This window comes from Chimaeribacter arupi, assembly GCF_002858805.1.
In the GTDB taxonomy this organism is placed as follows: Bacteria; Pseudomonadota; Gammaproteobacteria; order Enterobacterales; family Enterobacteriaceae; genus Chimaeribacter; species Chimaeribacter arupi.
In genome coordinates this window covers 16120-30493 of sequence record NZ_PJZI01000036.1, presented here as the reverse complement: position 1 = coordinate 30493, position 14374 = coordinate 16120, and the positions used below count along the sequence as shown (strand labels likewise).

The window sequence follows — 14374 nt, the reverse complement described above, 5'->3', positions numbered from 1 at the left end:
GTTGAGAACCCAAAAGCGATGCATGGGCTATGTGGCGATCGTGGTGGATGATTACGACCGCGCCATCGCCTACTACACCGAAAAACTGGGCTTTACACTGGTGGAAGACACGCCCCAGCCGGGCAAGCGCTGGGTGGTGGTGACGCCCAACCCGGACAGCGACTGTCATCTGCTGCTGGCGCGCGCCTCAAATGAACGCCAGGCGGGCTTTATCGGCGATCAGTGCGGCGGGCGGGTGTTCCTGTTCCTTCAGACCGATGACTTCTGGCGCGACTACCATGCCATGAAGGCGAACGGCGTACACTTCTGCGAGGAACCGCGCGAGGAGGCGTATGGCCTGGTGGTGGTGTTTGAAGATCTCTACGGCAACCGCTGGGATCTCTACCAGAACGCCTGACGCCCCTACATCAGGTGGCGCAGCAGCCCGGTGGCCACCACGCTGATGACCACCACCGGCAGCAGCGAAAAGCGCATTGCGGCCAGCAGGGTGATCGCCAGCGCCAGGATCTCAGCAGGCTCGCGGGTGACGAAATGCGGGGCGATCACCGTGATCAGCACGCAGCCCGGCGCGGCTTCCATCACGGCGCGGGTGCGCGGGCCAAGCGTACGGTCACGCAGCAGCAGGTAGCCGCCAATCCGCGTCAGGTAGGTGCTGACAGCCATCAGCAGGATGGTCAGAATCGTCGTGGTGCTCATGCTTTTTTCCCCACCAGCAGAATGGCGGCGATGCCGCTGAGCGCCCCGGCCGGCACATAGTAGGCCGTACCGGGAAAGAGGTGCCAGGTGATCCCGGCGCTCACCAGGCTGACCAGCCACGGCAGCGCCGCACGGGTGCCGCGCCACATGCCTTTGAGCAGCACCAGAAACACCGCCGGGAACGCCATATCAAACCCGAAGCGGGTGATGTCCCCCAGCAGCGGGCCGACCAGCACCCCCGCCCCGGTAGAGAAAACCCAGAGCAGCCAGAGCGCACCCGCCACCCCGGCGTAAAAGCCCATGCTCAGCGCCGGGGCCAGCCCGCGGGCGCGGCGATCCAGGGCGTCCGCCATACCCATCGCCCAGCACTCATCACACATGAAAAACAGCGCAGGCAGAGCCTTCCGGGCGGGAAGATGGTGCAGGTAGGGCGCGAGCGACGCCCCCATCAGCAAGTGGCGGCTGTTGACCAACAGGCTCACCAGCACAATCGTCAACAGCGGCGGCGGTGACGCCCAGAGCGCAATGGCGGCAAACTCCGAGCCACCGGCGAAGTTCAGCCCGGTCAACAGCGACAGCCCGGCCGCCGTGAACCCTTTTTGCGCGGCCTGCGCGCCGAGCAGCAGCCCGAACGGCAAGATGCCGATCATCACCGGCAGCGCGGCCACCACGCCCCGGAAGACCTCATCGGAAACGCGGGTCGCGGGTGATACCCTGATGCCTGACATGGCTCCCTCCTGTTAATAATCCCGTGTGAACCCCGTGCGGGCGGATGCCCTGACGGCGACGCAGTATAGCGCAGGCGCAACATTTTTTTAACACTCAAGAGGGGGTAGACGCGGGGGGAAGCACCGCAGGAAAAGGACGAGGGAAAGGTGAAGGGGGGAAGGTAAAGGGGAAAGAAATCGCGGCAAAAGGTCGCCCTTCTGCCGCGCTACGCTTATTTCTCGGTGCCGAAGCCCTGTTTGATCACAGCCGGCAGCACGTTCGGGAAATAGATATGTTTATAATACCCACCCACGCTCTCACTCCAGCTGTCGCCGTCTGTGCGGCCAATGGTTGCCCAATGCTGCTGGATTTCCTGGTTATAACGGGCGATCAATGCCGGCATACCCTCTTTCTGATAGGTCTCTTCATGGCGGAAGGTCTCCATCGGCAGGCGTGGCTTCTGGTGCGCCGGTTCATCGACGTAGCCCAGCGCCAGGCCGACCACCGGGAAGGTCAGGGACGGCAGCGCCAGCAGGTCAATCATCTCGTCCGGGCTGCGGCGGATACCGCCAATCGGCACCACGCCCAGCCCCGCTGAGCGGGCGGCCGTCATCGCGGAGGCCAGCGCAATACCGATGTCGGTGCAACCGGACACCAGGCTCTCGATGCTCTGGTGGGCGATCTGCGTCTCGCCGTTCATGGCAATCGCCTGTTCACTTTTATGCATATCCAGCACAAAGGTGAGAAACACCGGCGCCTGGGCAATCCACGGCTGGCCACCGGCGATCCCGGCAATCTGGCGGCGGCGGGCGCTGTCACGCGTCACAATCACCGACACCTGCTGGGAGTTCACCGAGGTCGGTGCACGGTATGCGGACGCAATAATCGCATCCAGGATCTCGTCAGAAATGGCAGTGTCGAGGAAACTTCTTTCACTGCGATGGCGGGTCAGGGTGTCAATAACGGAATTCATAGTACTCTCCACGGTGTCTTGCCCGTCACCCTACTATTATTCCTAGCCTGATAATTGTTTCGTTGTGCGATGGAAAACCAGATGGAAAAGCCACATCACCGCCCGGCGGTTTCGCCCAATAAGCAGGTTATCAGCAGGTTAACTCTCGGTAACAGCCGCCGGATCGGCTACGATACCTGACCAGATCACGGAGGGAGCACGGCGGGTGACCAGAAAAGCAACACGGAGCGAGGTGCCGGCGCTGGGCGCGCTGGATCGGCAGGCCGGGCAACTCAGCCGCCAGTTAACGCAAGCCCTGCGGCAGGCCATCCACAACGGCAGCCTGCAACCCGGCGAGATGCTGCCCTCCACACGCAGGCTGGCGCAGGCGCTGCAACTGGCGCGCGGCACCGTCACCGAGGCGTATGAGCAACTGGTGGCGGAGGGGTTTCTGGTGTCGCGCCGTGGCTCAGGCACCTGCGTCACCCCGCTTCAGCAGGCCGCGCCGCCGCCCGCCTGTGTTCCGCCTTGCGCCGCCCCGCCCCTGTCTGCCCAGGCGCACGCCTTTGCCCAGGCCGCCGGACGCATCGTCACCCTGCCCGCTGCGCCGTTTGCCGTCTCTGAGCCGGTCGGGGCCGCCGCGCCGGATGAGGTCTGGCGCACACTGGGCAACCGCCTGCGCAGCCGGGGCGCGGGCGCGCCCGCCGGTTACGCTGCCCCACATGGCGCGTGGCCGTTGCGTCAGGCGGTGGCGGAGTACGTGCGCACCTCCCGGTCGGTTCAGTGCTCGCCGGAACAGGTGATCATCACCGCCGGGATCCAGCAAGGGCTGGCGCTGTCTGCCCAGATCCTGCTGGACGCCGGTGACGCGGCCTGGGTGGAGGATCCGGGTTACCCAGGCATCACCGCCCTGTTTGAGAGCGCCTGCCGTGACCGCCGGATGGTCCGCGTGCCGGTGGATGCCGAAGGGCTGGATGTGCAGGCCGGTCAGGCGCTCGCCCCACATGCACGGGCAGCCTTCGTGACACCGTCACACCAGTACCCGCTGGGTATGCCGATGAGCATGTCGCGCCGCAACGCCCTGATTAGCTGGGCCAGGGCGCAACAGGCGTGGATTGTGGAAGATGATTACGACAGCGAATTCCGCTACACCGGCCACCCGTTCCCCGCGTTGCAGGGGCTTGCGCCGTCACAGGTGATTTACCTCGGCACCTTCAGCAAAATCCTGTTCCCATCGCTGCGCCTTGGGTATGCCGTGGTGCCGGATGCGCTGATTGATGCCTTTTGCGGCGCACGGCTGCTGATGGACCGGCACCCGCCGGGGGCAGACCAGACGCTGCTGGCGGCGTTTATGGCAGAGGGGCATCTGGCGCGCCATATCCGCCGTTTACGCACGCTGTATGCGGAGAAGCATCATGACCTGAACCGCGCGGTGGCGGAACAGATTGACCCGGCGCTGGCCTGGCTCCAGCCCTGCGATCAGGGCATGCACCGGGTGCTGTGGCTGCGGGAAAGCGATGACCGCGAGGTGCTGCCGCGGGCGCTGGCGGCCGGGGTGGCGGTGCGCGCCATCTCGCCGATGTACGCTGACGGCCGCGGCCGCAGTGGGCTGCTGCTCGGGCTGGGCGGGTATTCGCGTGAGCAGGTGGACGCCGCCGCCCGCACGCTGAACCGCATATTGCTCGCGACACGGAACAAACCGTCAGCCTGAGCAGCGTCTGGCGGTGAGCACGCAGGCCATCACCCCGGCCATTACCGCGATCATCGCCGGTTCAACCGCCTCGTGCAGCAACCACCCGGCCAGCACCAGCCCGAAGAAGGGTTGCAGCAACTGCAACTGGCCGACGGCGGCAATCCCGCCCTGCGCCAGCCCGCGATACCAGAAAATAAAGCCTATCCACATGCTGAACAGCGACACATAACCCAGCGCTGCCCAGGCTTCACCCCCCGCCGGGGGCCAGCCGGCGGGCGCGGTCACCAGCATCAGCAATAAGGCAAACGGCAGGGCGAACACCAGCGCCCAGGAGATCACCTGCCAGCCGCCGAGCGTGCGCGACAACACCGCCCCTTCGGCGTAGCCCAGGCCGCACAGCACTATCGCCGCCACCATCAGCAGATCCCCTGATGACAGCCCGCCCACACCCTGACGCAGCGCAAAGCCCGTCACCAGCGCCGCCCCCAGCGCGGAGAAGAGCCAGAACGCCGGGCGCGGCCGCTCACCGCCGCGCAGCACGCCAAACAGGGCAGTGGCCAGCGGCAGCAGGCCGATGTAGACCAGTGAATGGGCCGAGGTGGTGTGTTGCAGTGCCAATGCCGTCAGCAGCGGAAACCCCACCACCACCCCGGCGGCGACCGTGGCCAGCGGCAGCCATTGCGCCCGCTGCGGCGCGCGCTGGCGCAACAGCAGCAGCGCCGGGCCGGCCAGCAGTGCGGCAATCACCGCCCTGGCGGCCGTCAGGAACAGCGGGTCAAACGCCAGCACCGCCAGCCGCGTGGCCGGCAGCGACCCGCTGAAGATCAGCATCCCGATGAAACCATACAGCCACCCCTGCGCCACCCGTGCTGCGTTATCCGCCATACCGTTCCCCACGCCGTCAATGAAAATGTCCTGTGCCTCGCTGCCATTCTGGCGCGCCTGACGGCACAGCGTCAGAGCCACTTTGCAGGGATTTCAGTGGGCCACTTTGCCGTGGGAGATTGAGCCGGGCGGGCAAACCGGTTAGGGTGGGAACCCCTTCAGACCATGGAACGCTGCACATGGACACGTTGCTGACACCCCGTTTTACCCTGACCCGGCTGGCTGAACATGACTGGCCTTTTTTCCTGCAACTGCGGCAGGACAGCGCGATCATGCGTTATATGGCAGAGATTATTCCGGAGGCGGAAACACGAGCGTTATTTGAACAACGTTTGCAGCCCTGGGCACCGGGCGCGCCGCACCCGCTGGATTTTATTATCCGGGCGCACGGCAGTGACACGCCGCTGGGGAATATTGGGCTACGTCACGGTGATGAGGGGCCGCACGTCGCGGAAGTCGGGTATACGGTCGCAGTGGCTGCCCAGGGGCGCGGCATTGCCGGTGAGGCATTGCAGGCAGTGTGTGACTTTGCCTTCCGGCAGGTGGGCATCCGTACCCTGAAAGCGGTGATCGTGGCGGAAAACGCGGCCTCGGCCAGGGTACTGGAGAAAAATGGGTTCCGGCGTGTGGCGGTGCTGAAAGCCAGCTACACCCTGCGGGGGCAGACCTATGATGACTGGGTTTATCAGCGGGTGCGGGACGCGTAAAAGCCCGGCCACAGGGGGTGGCCGGGTCAGGCGTTACCGGGAGTCGCCGCTCTGTGCAGGCATTTGCGGCGGCAGTTTCAGGACGTCGCGTTTACCGGCCACTTCGCTCGCTTTCACCGGAGATGCCGCGTTGCCCCAGGCATTGCGGATGTAAGTGGTAACGGCCGCGACCTGCTCATCGGTGAATTTCCAGGCAAAGCTCGGCATCGCCCCGCTGGTGGGATTGCCGTGGGTCACGGCACCGCGCCCGCCCTGCAACACCGTGGAGATCAGGGAGGAGGCGTCCGGCCCGATGATCGCCGGGTTATTGGCCAGGCTGGCCGCCAGATGCGGAATGCCGGTGCCGTCGCTGCTGTGGCAGGCGGTACAGTTCACCTCATACAGGTTAGCGCCCATCTTCATCTGCGGGTCATCAGCCGGCAGCGCCAGCGGTTTGCGGCGATCCGAGCCCGGCTGTGATTTCAGGTAGACGGCAATCGCATGGAGATCGGCATCGGTCAGGTATTGGGTGGAGTTGGTCACCGCTTCGGCCATCGGCCCCGACGCCACCGCCACATGGTTACTGCCCAGCTTCAGGTACTGCACTATCTGCTCCGGCGTCCAGCTGCCGATGCCGGTCACCTTGTTGCTGGTGATTTCCGGCGCATACCATTCGCTGAGGTTACTCCCCTGCAAATAGGCGCTGGTGTCGCCGCCAATCAGGTTTTTCGCCGTGTGGCAGGCGGCGCAGTGCTCCAGCCCCTCCACCAGATACGCACCGCGGTTCCACTCGGCGTTCTGGGTGAGATCCGGTTTGAACGGCGCGTTTTTGAAGAACAACAGGTTCCAGCCCATCATCGCCAGACGGAGATTGTACGGGAACGGCAGGTTGGTCTCCGGCACCGCGTTATGCACCGGCTTCACGGAGCGCATGTACATCCACAGGTCGTGCATGTCCTGATCGCTGACTTTCACGTAAGCGTTGTACGGCATCGCCGGGTAGAGGTTTTCCCCCTCTTTGCCTTTGCCGTGGCGCACGGCGCGGAAGAAGTCACGCTCTGTCCAGGCGCCGATACCGGTCTCTGCATCCGGGGTGATGTTGCTGGCGAAAATACCGCCGAACGGCGTACTGATGGCGTACCCGCCGGAGTACGCCTGTTTGCTCTCCGGCGCGGTATGGCAGGCGACGCAGTCCCCCGCCAGCGCCACATAGTGGCCGCGCGCCACCGCCGCTGCATCGGCGTCGGTCAGTGGCGCGTCCATGCGCGTCTGGCCATCAGCCACGTCATCCGCGGCAGTGGAGCTGTTCATCCAGAGCATCACGCCCGCTGCCACGGCGACGGCGACCACGATGCCGCCGGCTAATCTGAATTTTTTCATGTTACACCTTCACCAGCGGGCCGGGGTTGTTGAGGTACTGTTCGATAATCGCTTTCGCCGTCCACAGGCTCAGCGCGCCGATGGTGCCGGTCGGGTTGTACCCGGCGTTATTCGGGAACGAGGACGCGCCCAGCACAAACAGGTTGTGCATGTCCCAGCTCTGCTGGTAGCGGTTCAGCACGCTGGTTTCCGGGTCGGTGCCCATTACCGCGCCGCCGATGGTGTGGTCACTGGCGAAGTTATAGGGCGAGTAGTGGCCCGAGGCGGAGTTGGTGCCGATCACGGTTTTTGCGCCCATCGCCTTGCCCAGTTCCACGCTCTTCTCTTCAATGAATTTGGCCGAGCGGCGGTCATTCTCGTTGTAGTCGAAGGTGACCCGCAGCAGCGGGTTGCCGTTGTCGTCCACGTATTCCGGGTCGAGATCCAGGTAGTAGTCTTCGTGGGAGAAGCTGGTGCCCTGCCCAAAGATAAAGGTCGCGTTCTGGAAGGCGTGGGTGTAGGCCGCTTTCCAGCCTTTGCCCCAGCGCGGTGAGCCGGGCGGCAGGGCATCGGCGTTGCCGATAGGCCGCGCGCCGCGCGCTACCACCAGAATGCCTGCGCCACCGATAAAGCCCATGCCGGTGTGGTCGAAATTGTCGCCGTTGAAGTCATCCACCTGCTGGGAGAGCGCCCCCGCGCCGATGAACTGGTTAAGGTTCTCATCCTCGAAGAACAGGCTGGCGCCGGAGACAGTCTGGAAGCTGTAGGCGCGGCCCACCACCCCTTTTTTGGTGACCGGATCGTACGGGCGGCCGATTTTCGACAGCAGCAGCAAGCGCACGTTCTGCATCTGGAACGCCGAGAGGATCACGATCTTTGCCGGTTGTTCCCATTCCTGCTTGTTGCGGTCGATGTAGGTCACGCCGGTGGCGGTTTTGCCGTCCGCCGCTTTGTTGACCCGCACCACGGCGGAGTCGGTCAGCACCGTGAAGTTGCCGCGCTGCATCAGCGCCGGGATCACACAGGCGTTCGGGCTGGACTTGGAGAAGTTGCCGCAGCCGTAGTAAAGGCAGTAGCCGCAATAGGTGCACGGCCCCATGCGCACGCCGAGTGGGTTGACGTAAGCGCGGGAAGCCTGCCCGGCGGGCACCATAAACGGGTGCTGGCCCAGGGATTTGGCGGCGTCGCGGAAGAGATCGGTCAGGCGCATCCCCTCCAGCGGCGGCAGGGGGTATTCGCTGCTGCGGTTGCCCTCAAACGGGTTGCCGTCTTCGATGGTTTTGCCGTTGAGTTTACCGGCCTTGCCGGAGACCCCGGCGATCTTCTCGAACCGGTCGTAGAATGGCTCCAGCTCGTCATAGGTCACGCCCCAGTCCTGGAGGATCAAGCCGTCGGCGATCTGTTTTTTGCCGTAGCGCGCCACGGTCTGGCTGTAGGGTTCGAAGTCAAACGGCGTAAAGCGCCACGCCATCCCGGCCCAGTGGGTGCCGGAGCCGCCGACGTTGTAGCCCAGCTCGTTCAGGTTCCAATCACGGGAAGGCAGCGCTTTCTGCTGGATCGTGTTGCGGAAAGTGGTGGTCTCCACGGCGGGCGGCAGCAACATGCTGCGGCGCGTGTCCCAGCGCAGCTCATCGGTGTCAATCGAGGGTGGGAAATCGGTGGCGGTCTCAAACCAGGGGCCGCGCTCAATAGCCACCACATTCAACCCGGCACGGGTCAGCTCCTCGGCAATCAGGGAGCCGCACCACCCCAGGCCGACAATCACTACATCAGCGTTTGGACGAACATTTTTCATTGTTTTAAATACCGTACGACGTAAAAAAGAGCCTGCTCACAGGGTGTTATCAATCAGGCTGGTCGGGATGATGTTCAGCTTCTGGCCTTTTTTGGCCAGCAGATCGCGGAAGTCATAGCGTGCGCCGGGGAAGCCGATCATCTTCCAGCTGGTCATGTCTTTGTTGCCGCCGTAAATCGGGTCGGCCAGGAACCCTTCCCGGACGTTTTGCAGCAGCAGTTCAAAGAAGACCTTGGTTTCCACGTCAGCGCCCAGATCCAGCGTGTCCGCTTCCATTGCGTGCAGCAGCTGATCCTGCTGGTCACCGCTGAGCTGGACGAACGGCTTGCCGAACCGCTTTTGGGTGAAGGCATCCAGCGCCGCCAGCCCCTGGCGGTAGCGCTGGGCGGGGGTCAGCGGGGACTGGTTGCCCTGCTCCGGCGTGCCTTTTACAAAACGCCCGAGGCGGTATATCGCTGCCGCGTTGCCGTAATCCCCGGCGAGCTGGCGGTCAATAAACACCGCACAGCCCGCCTCTTTGCCGCTCAGGCTCATTTCATCCGCCGGGATAAAGCGCTCGGCAATCGCGCCCACGGTGTCGAATTCGTGGGCGGTCAGGTACTGCAACCCGCCGGTGCGTGGCGGTGGGGGCGGGGTATTGATCTTCCCGGTCTCCCAGGGTTGCCCGCCGCTTATCTCTTCGGCCTTCGCGCCGGGCAGCGTGGTGGCCAGCCCGACGGCGGCCAGCGAGGTGAGGAACTCTCTGCGTTTCATACAATTTCCCTGCTACTGAATAGATTGCTCAACATGTTCACGGCGCCTGTGATGGCGCGCTCTTATATAACGGGCAGCCGTCAGCCGCCGCAGGTAAATCGGTTTACTTTTTCATCATTAAAAAAGCGTGGCCGGAGAAGCGGGAGGGCAAGGCCTCCACTGCCGGACACGCTGTTTTCAGCACGACACCCACTGTTCTCAGGGGGAGAAAACCGCGCGGGACGTGGGAACAGGTGTTTGTTTTTACATCTAAGTCATTTTGTTAATAAAAATATAACATTACAGTTATCTTAAATTTTTACGCCGATCCTGGGTACTTTTCCGTTGATGGTTTTCCATCAACGGTGGGGTATCTCTTTCCTGCCTGCCCTTTCTATAGTGAACCCTGCCCCTGCGTAACCGGCTGATGCCGCGGGGTTAACCCATCGCGAAAGCGCGACCCGATTTCCGCCCCCACAAGGAGTGACGATGTTTCCAACCTCTCTGCCCCGCCCCCGCCCGGTTGCCCCCGGCCCGTTGCCGGTTCTGCGCTGGGGGATCATCGGCCCCGGCTGGATAGCCGAGCGCTTTACCGAGGCATTGTGCCGCCATACCCAGCAGCAGGTGGTGGCCGTGGCGGGGCGCACCCGCGAAAAAGCCGCGAAGTTTGCGCAAAAATGGGCGATCCCGCAGGTGTGTGATGACATCACCGCGCTGCTGGCGCTGGAACAGGTGGACGCGGTCTATATTGCCACCCCACATAACCACCATTTCCCGGATGCGATACACGCCCTGCGGGCGGGCAAACATGTGCTGATTGAAAAGCCGCTGGCGCTGAATGCGCAAGAGGGCCGGGCGTTGCAGGCGGAGGCGCAGGCGCAACAGCGCTTCTGCATGGAGGCGATGTGGTGCGACTTTACGCCCAAATATGATGTGCTGAGCCAGTTGCTGGAACAGGGCGAGCTGGGCGAGCTGCATACCCTGATTGCCGATCACGGGGAGTTTTTCACCCCCGATCACCGTATCTTTAACCCCGACCTGGCGGGCGGGCCGATGCTGGATCTCGGCAGTTATCTGGTGGCGTTCAGCGTGAAGGTGGGGAACGGCGCGCCCGACACCCTTTATGCCCGCGGCCAGGCCGCGCCCGGCGGCGTCAACGGGCAGGCGTCGATGCTGTTTACCCATGCCAATGGGCTGCATTCGGTACTGAACACCACGCTGTTCAGCAGCACGCCGGGCACGGCAGTGATTGCCGGGCGCAAGGCGCGGCTGGTGCTGGAGGGGCATTTCTATGCGCCCGGCAACTTCAGCCTGACGGCCAACCAGGGCAATAACACGCTGCACTGGCAGGACGAGGGCCACCATTACGCCCAGCTTCGCTATGAGGCGGAGCATGTCGCCTGGTGCGTAGGGCAAGGGTTGACCGAATCGCCGATCCGCCCGCTGGCGACCTCCCTCATGACGTTAGGGGTGATGGATGAGGTACGCCGCCAGTTAGGCATCGTGTTCAACGAGGAGCGTGAACCGCGAATCGTTTAGCAACAATTAGTTCCATTCAGTTAACATTTTCACCCGCATAATAAATCATATTTTTTACATGCCGGCCGGGATCAGGGCCGGTTTTTTATGGATGGGGCATGAAAAAGCTTACCCTTGAGATGCTCGCCAAAATGGCGGATGTCGGCGTCGCCACTGTTGACCGGGTGCTCAATGAACGGGGCGGCGTTTCACCGGCAACGGCCAGAAAGGTGTTGCAGGCAGCGCGCGAAAGCGGGCTGAAACGGGTATTGCCGGAGGCCTATAACCACCCGTGGCAGATTGAGGTGATTCTCAGCGCCAACGGCTCTTTCTTCTTCCGTCAACTGGCGGCGGACTTCAGCCACATCGCCGACCGGCTGGGCTACCGCCGCCTGACGTTGCACCGCACCTTTATCCCCGAATCCCAGCCGGAGACGCTGGCGCGCCACCTTGAGGCGTGCAGCCGCACCCGTGACGGCATCATGGTGTTCGCGCACGATGACCCGGCGATCCATGAGGCGCTGGCGCACTGCCGGGCGCGCGGCGTGCCGGTGATCACCCTGGTCACCGACTTGCCGGACGCGCCGCGGCTCTGCCATGTCGGCATCAACCAGCTTCAGGCCGGGCGCACGGCGGGGCTGATGATGGGGAAAATGCTGGCGACGCCGGGGGAAGTGATCATGGTCAGCGGGCGGAGGGATTACCGGGCGCACCGGCAGCGCATTGAGGGGTTCCGCCAGGTGATGCAGCAGCGCTTCCCGCACCTGCACCTGCGCGAGGCACTGGCTGGGCAGGATGAGCGGGCGATCATCAGCGACCTGCTGGAGCGCCATCTGGCCGGGGCGGATAACGTGGTCGGGCTGTATAACACCGGGATGGGCAACACCGAGGTCAGCCGGGCGCTGGTGCGGCACCGGCTGGCGGGCCACTGCCTCTACATCACCCATGAGCTGTATAGCCTGACCCGCACGCTGCTGGCGCAGGACGTATTAACGCTGACCATTGACCAGAATGCGCGCCAACATGCCCAACTGGCGACGGATATCCTGTTGCGTTACCTGGAAACCGGTGACGCCCCGGACACCTATGTCACCGGCAATGTTGACTTTCGGCTGGTGACGCCCGAAAACCAGCACTGACCGGCCTGCTCAGCGCGCTGAACGCGTACCCTGCAAAAAAACAGGGGCAGAAGCGCCAACACCGGCGCGGCTGCCCCATCGACAGAAAAGGTCGTCATGGCCCGGCAGGCCACGGCTTACGCCTCTTCCGTCACGATCACGAATGCCCCGGTTTCTTTCTTCACTTCCGCGCCGGCATCTGCACAGGCAGAGGCGAGCCGGAAAAATTCATCACTGCCAATATTCCAGTCGAGCCGGATATAGCGGTGTTGCCCGGAATGCAGCATCTCAAGTGCTTCATTGACACCCTCGGCCGATGCGCCATTCCCTGAAGTCTTCAGTTCTGTCATTTTTTCTTCCTGAGCAACTTTCTCAGCCCCCGCAGTTCTTTGGCAGAGAGTGGTGGCTCAGCAGAGGTGTTCTCCGCCGGGGCGCTGCCCGCCTCAATGGTCTCTTCCACGTTGTCCTGATATTCGGTGCCGTCCACCTCATCAGCGCTCGGTGCGGTGCCGCTGAGCGCCTCGTCCAGCAGGGCGGCCGTTAACTGGCTCAGGCTGAGGCTTTTCTCTTCTGCCTCTGTTTTGAGCTTCTCTTTTAACTCAATCGGTATCTTAACGGTCAGACTGGTGATTTCACTCATGTACAACTCCGTAACATTAAATTAAATGACAGCAACAATGATGAAAACAAACCGGCAACGTGCCGCTAACAGTGTAAACGATTACCGCAATCGATAGCGTATCTATAAGAAAAATCAGAGTGATCCCCTGTGCAAAGGGCAGGAAAAAAGGCAGGGCGAGGGGGGGAAACACGAAAGGTGGGCGCGGAAAAGGGCGGTTTCCGCGCAGGGCGCGCGGTCAGAGGCCATCCACAATGGTGATCATCGCGTCAGCGACGCCGGCGCGCCTGGCCCGTGCCTGCTGGTACGCCTCTGAGTGGTAACAGGCCAGCGCCGTGGGGTAATCGTCAAATTCAATCACCACATGTTTGATGAAGGCTGCCCCTTCCAGCGTTTCAGCCTGGCCGCCCCGCGCCAGGAAGCGGGCGTTAAACTGGCGGAATGCGTCGGGGGCCAGCGCCATATAGTGCTGATACTGTGCGGGATCATGAACAGTGACATGGGCAATCCAGTAGGCGGGCATCGGGTTACTCCTGCTCAGTTAAAATGCGTTTCGCCAGTTCAGCGGCTTCCGTGAGGTGGGCCAGCACCTCGTTGCGCGCCAGATCGGCGTCATTTTTATCAATCGCATCATAGATGCGTGACATGCGCTCAAAGCCCGCGACACGGCGCTCATGGCTTTTCAGCGTCAGGGCGCGCAGGCGGCTGATGCGGCTGTTAAGCCGCTGCACAATTTCCCAGGCGATGGTGTGGTTGGCAACCTGGAAAATGGTTTCGTAAAACGCCTGGGAGGCCTCAACCCGCCGGATGTCATCATGCTCGTTGGAGGCCTCGGCGATCTGCATCAGTTTCTGGTGCAGCACCTGTTTGTCATGCGGTTGCGCCAGCCGGGCGCAGTCGTGCGCCGCCTCCTGCTCCAACAGCATCCGGATGGCGTAAATCTGCTCCGCCACCTGCCAGGTCAGCACCGCCACTATCGGCCCCTTTTTCGGCAGGTTCTCAATCAGCCCTTCGGCTTCCAGGTAGCGGATCACCTCCCGCACCACGCTGCGGCTGACGCCCAGCTCTTCACTGAGTGTCCGCTCCACCAGCCGGTCACCCGCTTCAAAATACCCGGCGATAATCGCCTGGCGCACTTTGGTCAGCGCCAGTTCACGCAGGGTTTGCGGGGTATTCTCTATTTTTAATGAATGGTTTGGCAGCATGGGCTTCTCTTTGATGAGCGGAATTTTTAACGTATGCGTAACAATAAGGGCGGGCGTCCGCCTCGTCCTGACCGCCTGCCGGTTAACTATTAGCACTGTTTCGCCTGCTTTGGCAATCCTGGTATGCCATATGCCATCCGATTAACTGCATGGCGTCTTTACCGGCACCTGACGGGAAACTGCCGGAAATCCGCGCCAGTTCACAAATCTGTTATTTCGCCGGAATGCGCAAATTATCACCACCCAGCCAGCCCGGCCATGTAAGATATACATCTGATAAATATCGACAATTATTTTACACTCTGCCTATTTTTTCACCTTTCCCCTCCTGCACCCGTCAGCCCGGTAAACCGGTATTTCTGAAACAGCGTTGGCGGGTTAAACCCGCCTGCTGCCGGGGTTTGCCAG

General features: G+C 62.5%; 16 protein-coding genes. 5 read left to right on the top strand and 11 right to left on the bottom strand.

Annotated elements, in window-relative coordinates:
- Nucleotide 1 precedes the first annotated feature (1 nt).
- Nucleotides 2–397 (top strand): VOC family protein, encoded by a 396-nt coding sequence (locus CYR52_RS18300; RefSeq protein WP_072929140.1) that lies wholly within the window; start codon nucleotides 2–4, stop codon nucleotides 395–397.
- A 5-nt stretch (nucleotides 398–402) separates the two neighbouring features.
- On the opposite strand, the gene CYR52_RS18295 is transcribed toward CYR52_RS18300, so the two are convergent.
- The 3 genes from CYR52_RS18295 to CYR52_RS18285 all read right to left on the bottom strand — a co-directional run bounded on the left by CYR52_RS18295 (nucleotide 403) and on the right by CYR52_RS18285 (nucleotide 2377).
- Nucleotides 403–696 (bottom strand): AzlD family protein, encoded by a 294-nt coding sequence (locus CYR52_RS18295; protein ID WP_072929138.1) that lies wholly within the window; start codon nucleotides 694–696, stop codon nucleotides 403–405.
- Nucleotides 693–1424: an AzlC family ABC transporter permease gene (locus CYR52_RS18290; protein ID WP_101829131.1), complete on the bottom strand. Its 732-nt coding sequence runs from the start codon at nucleotides 1422–1424 to the stop codon at nucleotides 693–695. Before CYR52_RS18290 ends, CYR52_RS18295 begins: the two co-directional genes overlap by 4 nt.
- A 212-nt stretch (nucleotides 1425–1636) precedes the next feature.
- Nucleotides 1637–2377 (bottom strand): NADPH-dependent oxidoreductase, encoded by a 741-nt coding sequence (locus CYR52_RS18285; RefSeq protein WP_072929133.1) that lies wholly within the window; start codon nucleotides 2375–2377, stop codon nucleotides 1637–1639.
- Nucleotides 2378–2582: 205 nt separating this feature from the next.
- Between CYR52_RS18285 and pdxR the strand changes: the two genes are divergently transcribed.
- A complete protein-coding gene (gene pdxR / locus CYR52_RS18280) occupies nucleotides 2583–4067 on the top strand; it encodes a MocR-like pyridoxine biosynthesis transcription factor PdxR (protein WP_072929131.1) in 1485 nt (494 codons plus the stop codon).
- On the opposite strand, the gene CYR52_RS18275 is transcribed toward pdxR, so the two are convergent.
- Entirely contained in the window at nucleotides 4059–4934 is an 876-nt protein-coding gene (locus tag CYR52_RS18275; RefSeq protein ID WP_101829141.1) for a DMT family transporter, read from the bottom strand. The genes pdxR and CYR52_RS18275 overlap by 9 nt on opposite strands.
- A 179-nt stretch (nucleotides 4935–5113) precedes the next feature.
- Between CYR52_RS18275 and CYR52_RS18270 the strand changes: the two genes are divergently transcribed.
- The gene (locus CYR52_RS18270) at nucleotides 5114–5641 is read left to right on the top strand and encodes a GNAT family N-acetyltransferase (protein WP_101829130.1); all 528 of its coding nucleotides are present in this window, start codon (nucleotides 5114–5116) and stop codon (nucleotides 5639–5641) included.
- Between the two features lie 33 nt (nucleotides 5642–5674).
- On the opposite strand, the gene CYR52_RS18265 is transcribed toward CYR52_RS18270, so the two are convergent.
- From CYR52_RS18265 to CYR52_RS18255, 3 genes are read right to left on the bottom strand one after another with little or no spacing between them, the layout of a single operon-like run.
- Nucleotides 5675–7000 (bottom strand): c-type cytochrome, encoded by a 1326-nt coding sequence (locus CYR52_RS18265; RefSeq protein WP_101829129.1) that lies wholly within the window; start codon nucleotides 6998–7000, stop codon nucleotides 5675–5677.
- Between the two features lies 1 nt (nucleotide 7001).
- The gene (locus tag CYR52_RS18260) at nucleotides 7002–8774 is read right to left on the bottom strand and encodes a GMC family oxidoreductase (protein WP_101829128.1); all 1773 of its coding nucleotides are present in this window, start codon (nucleotides 8772–8774) and stop codon (nucleotides 7002–7004) included.
- A 36-nt stretch (nucleotides 8775–8810) separates the two neighbouring features.
- Nucleotides 8811–9527, bottom strand: coding sequence for a gluconate 2-dehydrogenase subunit 3 family protein (locus CYR52_RS18255; protein ID WP_072929123.1), 717 nt, complete (start codon nucleotides 9525–9527; stop codon nucleotides 8811–8813).
- Between the two features lie 468 nt (nucleotides 9528–9995).
- On the opposite strand from CYR52_RS18255, the gene CYR52_RS18250 reads away from it, so the two are divergent.
- Nucleotides 9996–11045 (top strand): Gfo/Idh/MocA family protein, encoded by a 1050-nt coding sequence (locus CYR52_RS18250; protein WP_101829127.1) that lies wholly within the window; start codon nucleotides 9996–9998, stop codon nucleotides 11043–11045.
- A 98-nt stretch (nucleotides 11046–11143) separates the two neighbouring features.
- Nucleotides 11144–12163, top strand: coding sequence for a LacI family DNA-binding transcriptional regulator (locus tag CYR52_RS18245; RefSeq protein WP_072929594.1), 1020 nt, complete (start codon nucleotides 11144–11146; stop codon nucleotides 12161–12163).
- 116 nt (nucleotides 12164–12279) lie between these two features.
- Here the strand turns inward: CYR52_RS18245 and CYR52_RS18240 are convergent, their stop codons facing one another.
- The 4 genes from CYR52_RS18240 to CYR52_RS18225 form a co-directional block, all read right to left on the bottom strand.
- Nucleotides 12280–12492, bottom strand: a complete 213-nt coding sequence (locus CYR52_RS18240; protein WP_072929592.1) for a hypothetical protein — start codon at nucleotides 12490–12492, stop codon at nucleotides 12280–12282.
- Nucleotides 12489–12782, bottom strand: a complete 294-nt coding sequence (locus CYR52_RS18235; RefSeq protein WP_072929590.1) for a hypothetical protein — start codon at nucleotides 12780–12782, stop codon at nucleotides 12489–12491. Before CYR52_RS18235 ends, CYR52_RS18240 begins: the two co-directional genes overlap by 4 nt.
- Before the next feature lie 217 nt (nucleotides 12783–12999).
- Nucleotides 13000–13284: a DUF1330 domain-containing protein gene (locus CYR52_RS18230; RefSeq protein ID WP_072929587.1), complete on the bottom strand. Its 285-nt coding sequence runs from the start codon at nucleotides 13282–13284 to the stop codon at nucleotides 13000–13002.
- 4 nt (nucleotides 13285–13288) lie between these two features.
- Complete coding sequence (locus tag CYR52_RS18225; protein WP_072929585.1) at nucleotides 13289–13966, bottom strand: GntR family transcriptional regulator; 678 nt, start codon at nucleotides 13964–13966, stop codon at nucleotides 13289–13291.
- Between the last annotated feature and the right edge of the window lie 408 nt (nucleotides 13967–14374).

Excerpts from the sequence above, each read along its gene's own strand:
- CYR52_RS18245 (WP_072929594.1), top strand. The coding sequence starts at position 11,144 with ATGAAAAAGCTTACCCTTGAGATGCTCGCCAAAATGGCGGATGTCGGC.
- CYR52_RS18275 (WP_101829141.1), bottom strand. The coding sequence starts at position 4,934 with ATGGCGGATAACGCAGCACGGGTGGCGCAGGGGTGGCTGTATGGTTTC.
- CYR52_RS18225 (WP_072929585.1), bottom strand. The coding sequence starts at position 13,966 with ATGCTGCCAAACCATTCATTAAAAATAGAGAATACCCCGCAAACCCTG.
- CYR52_RS18290 (WP_101829131.1), bottom strand. The coding sequence starts at position 1,424 with ATGTCAGGCATCAGGGTATCACCCGCGACCCGCGTTTCCGATGAGGTC.
- CYR52_RS18265 (WP_101829129.1), bottom strand. The coding sequence starts at position 7,000 with ATGAAAAAATTCAGATTAGCCGGCGGCATCGTGGTCGCCGTCGCCGTG.
- CYR52_RS18240 (WP_072929592.1), bottom strand. The coding sequence starts at position 12,492 with ATGACAGAACTGAAGACTTCAGGGAATGGCGCATCGGCCGAGGGTGTC.
- CYR52_RS18250 (WP_101829127.1), top strand. The coding sequence starts at position 9,996 with ATGTTTCCAACCTCTCTGCCCCGCCCCCGCCCGGTTGCCCCCGGCCCG.
- CYR52_RS18260 (WP_101829128.1), bottom strand. The coding sequence starts at position 8,774 with ATGAAAAATGTTCGTCCAAACGCTGATGTAGTGATTGTCGGCCTGGGG.
- CYR52_RS18295 (WP_072929138.1), bottom strand. The coding sequence starts at position 696 with ATGAGCACCACGACGATTCTGACCATCCTGCTGATGGCTGTCAGCACC.
- CYR52_RS18285 (WP_072929133.1), bottom strand. The coding sequence starts at position 2,377 with ATGAATTCCGTTATTGACACCCTGACCCGCCATCGCAGTGAAAGAAGT.
- CYR52_RS18255 (WP_072929123.1), bottom strand. The coding sequence starts at position 9,527 with ATGAAACGCAGAGAGTTCCTCACCTCGCTGGCCGCCGTCGGGCTGGCC.
- CYR52_RS18230 (WP_072929587.1), bottom strand. The coding sequence starts at position 13,284 with ATGCCCGCCTACTGGATTGCCCATGTCACTGTTCATGATCCCGCACAG.
- CYR52_RS18270 (WP_101829130.1), top strand. The coding sequence starts at position 5,114 with ATGGACACGTTGCTGACACCCCGTTTTACCCTGACCCGGCTGGCTGAA.
- CYR52_RS18235 (WP_072929590.1), bottom strand. The coding sequence starts at position 12,782 with ATGAGTGAAATCACCAGTCTGACCGTTAAGATACCGATTGAGTTAAAA.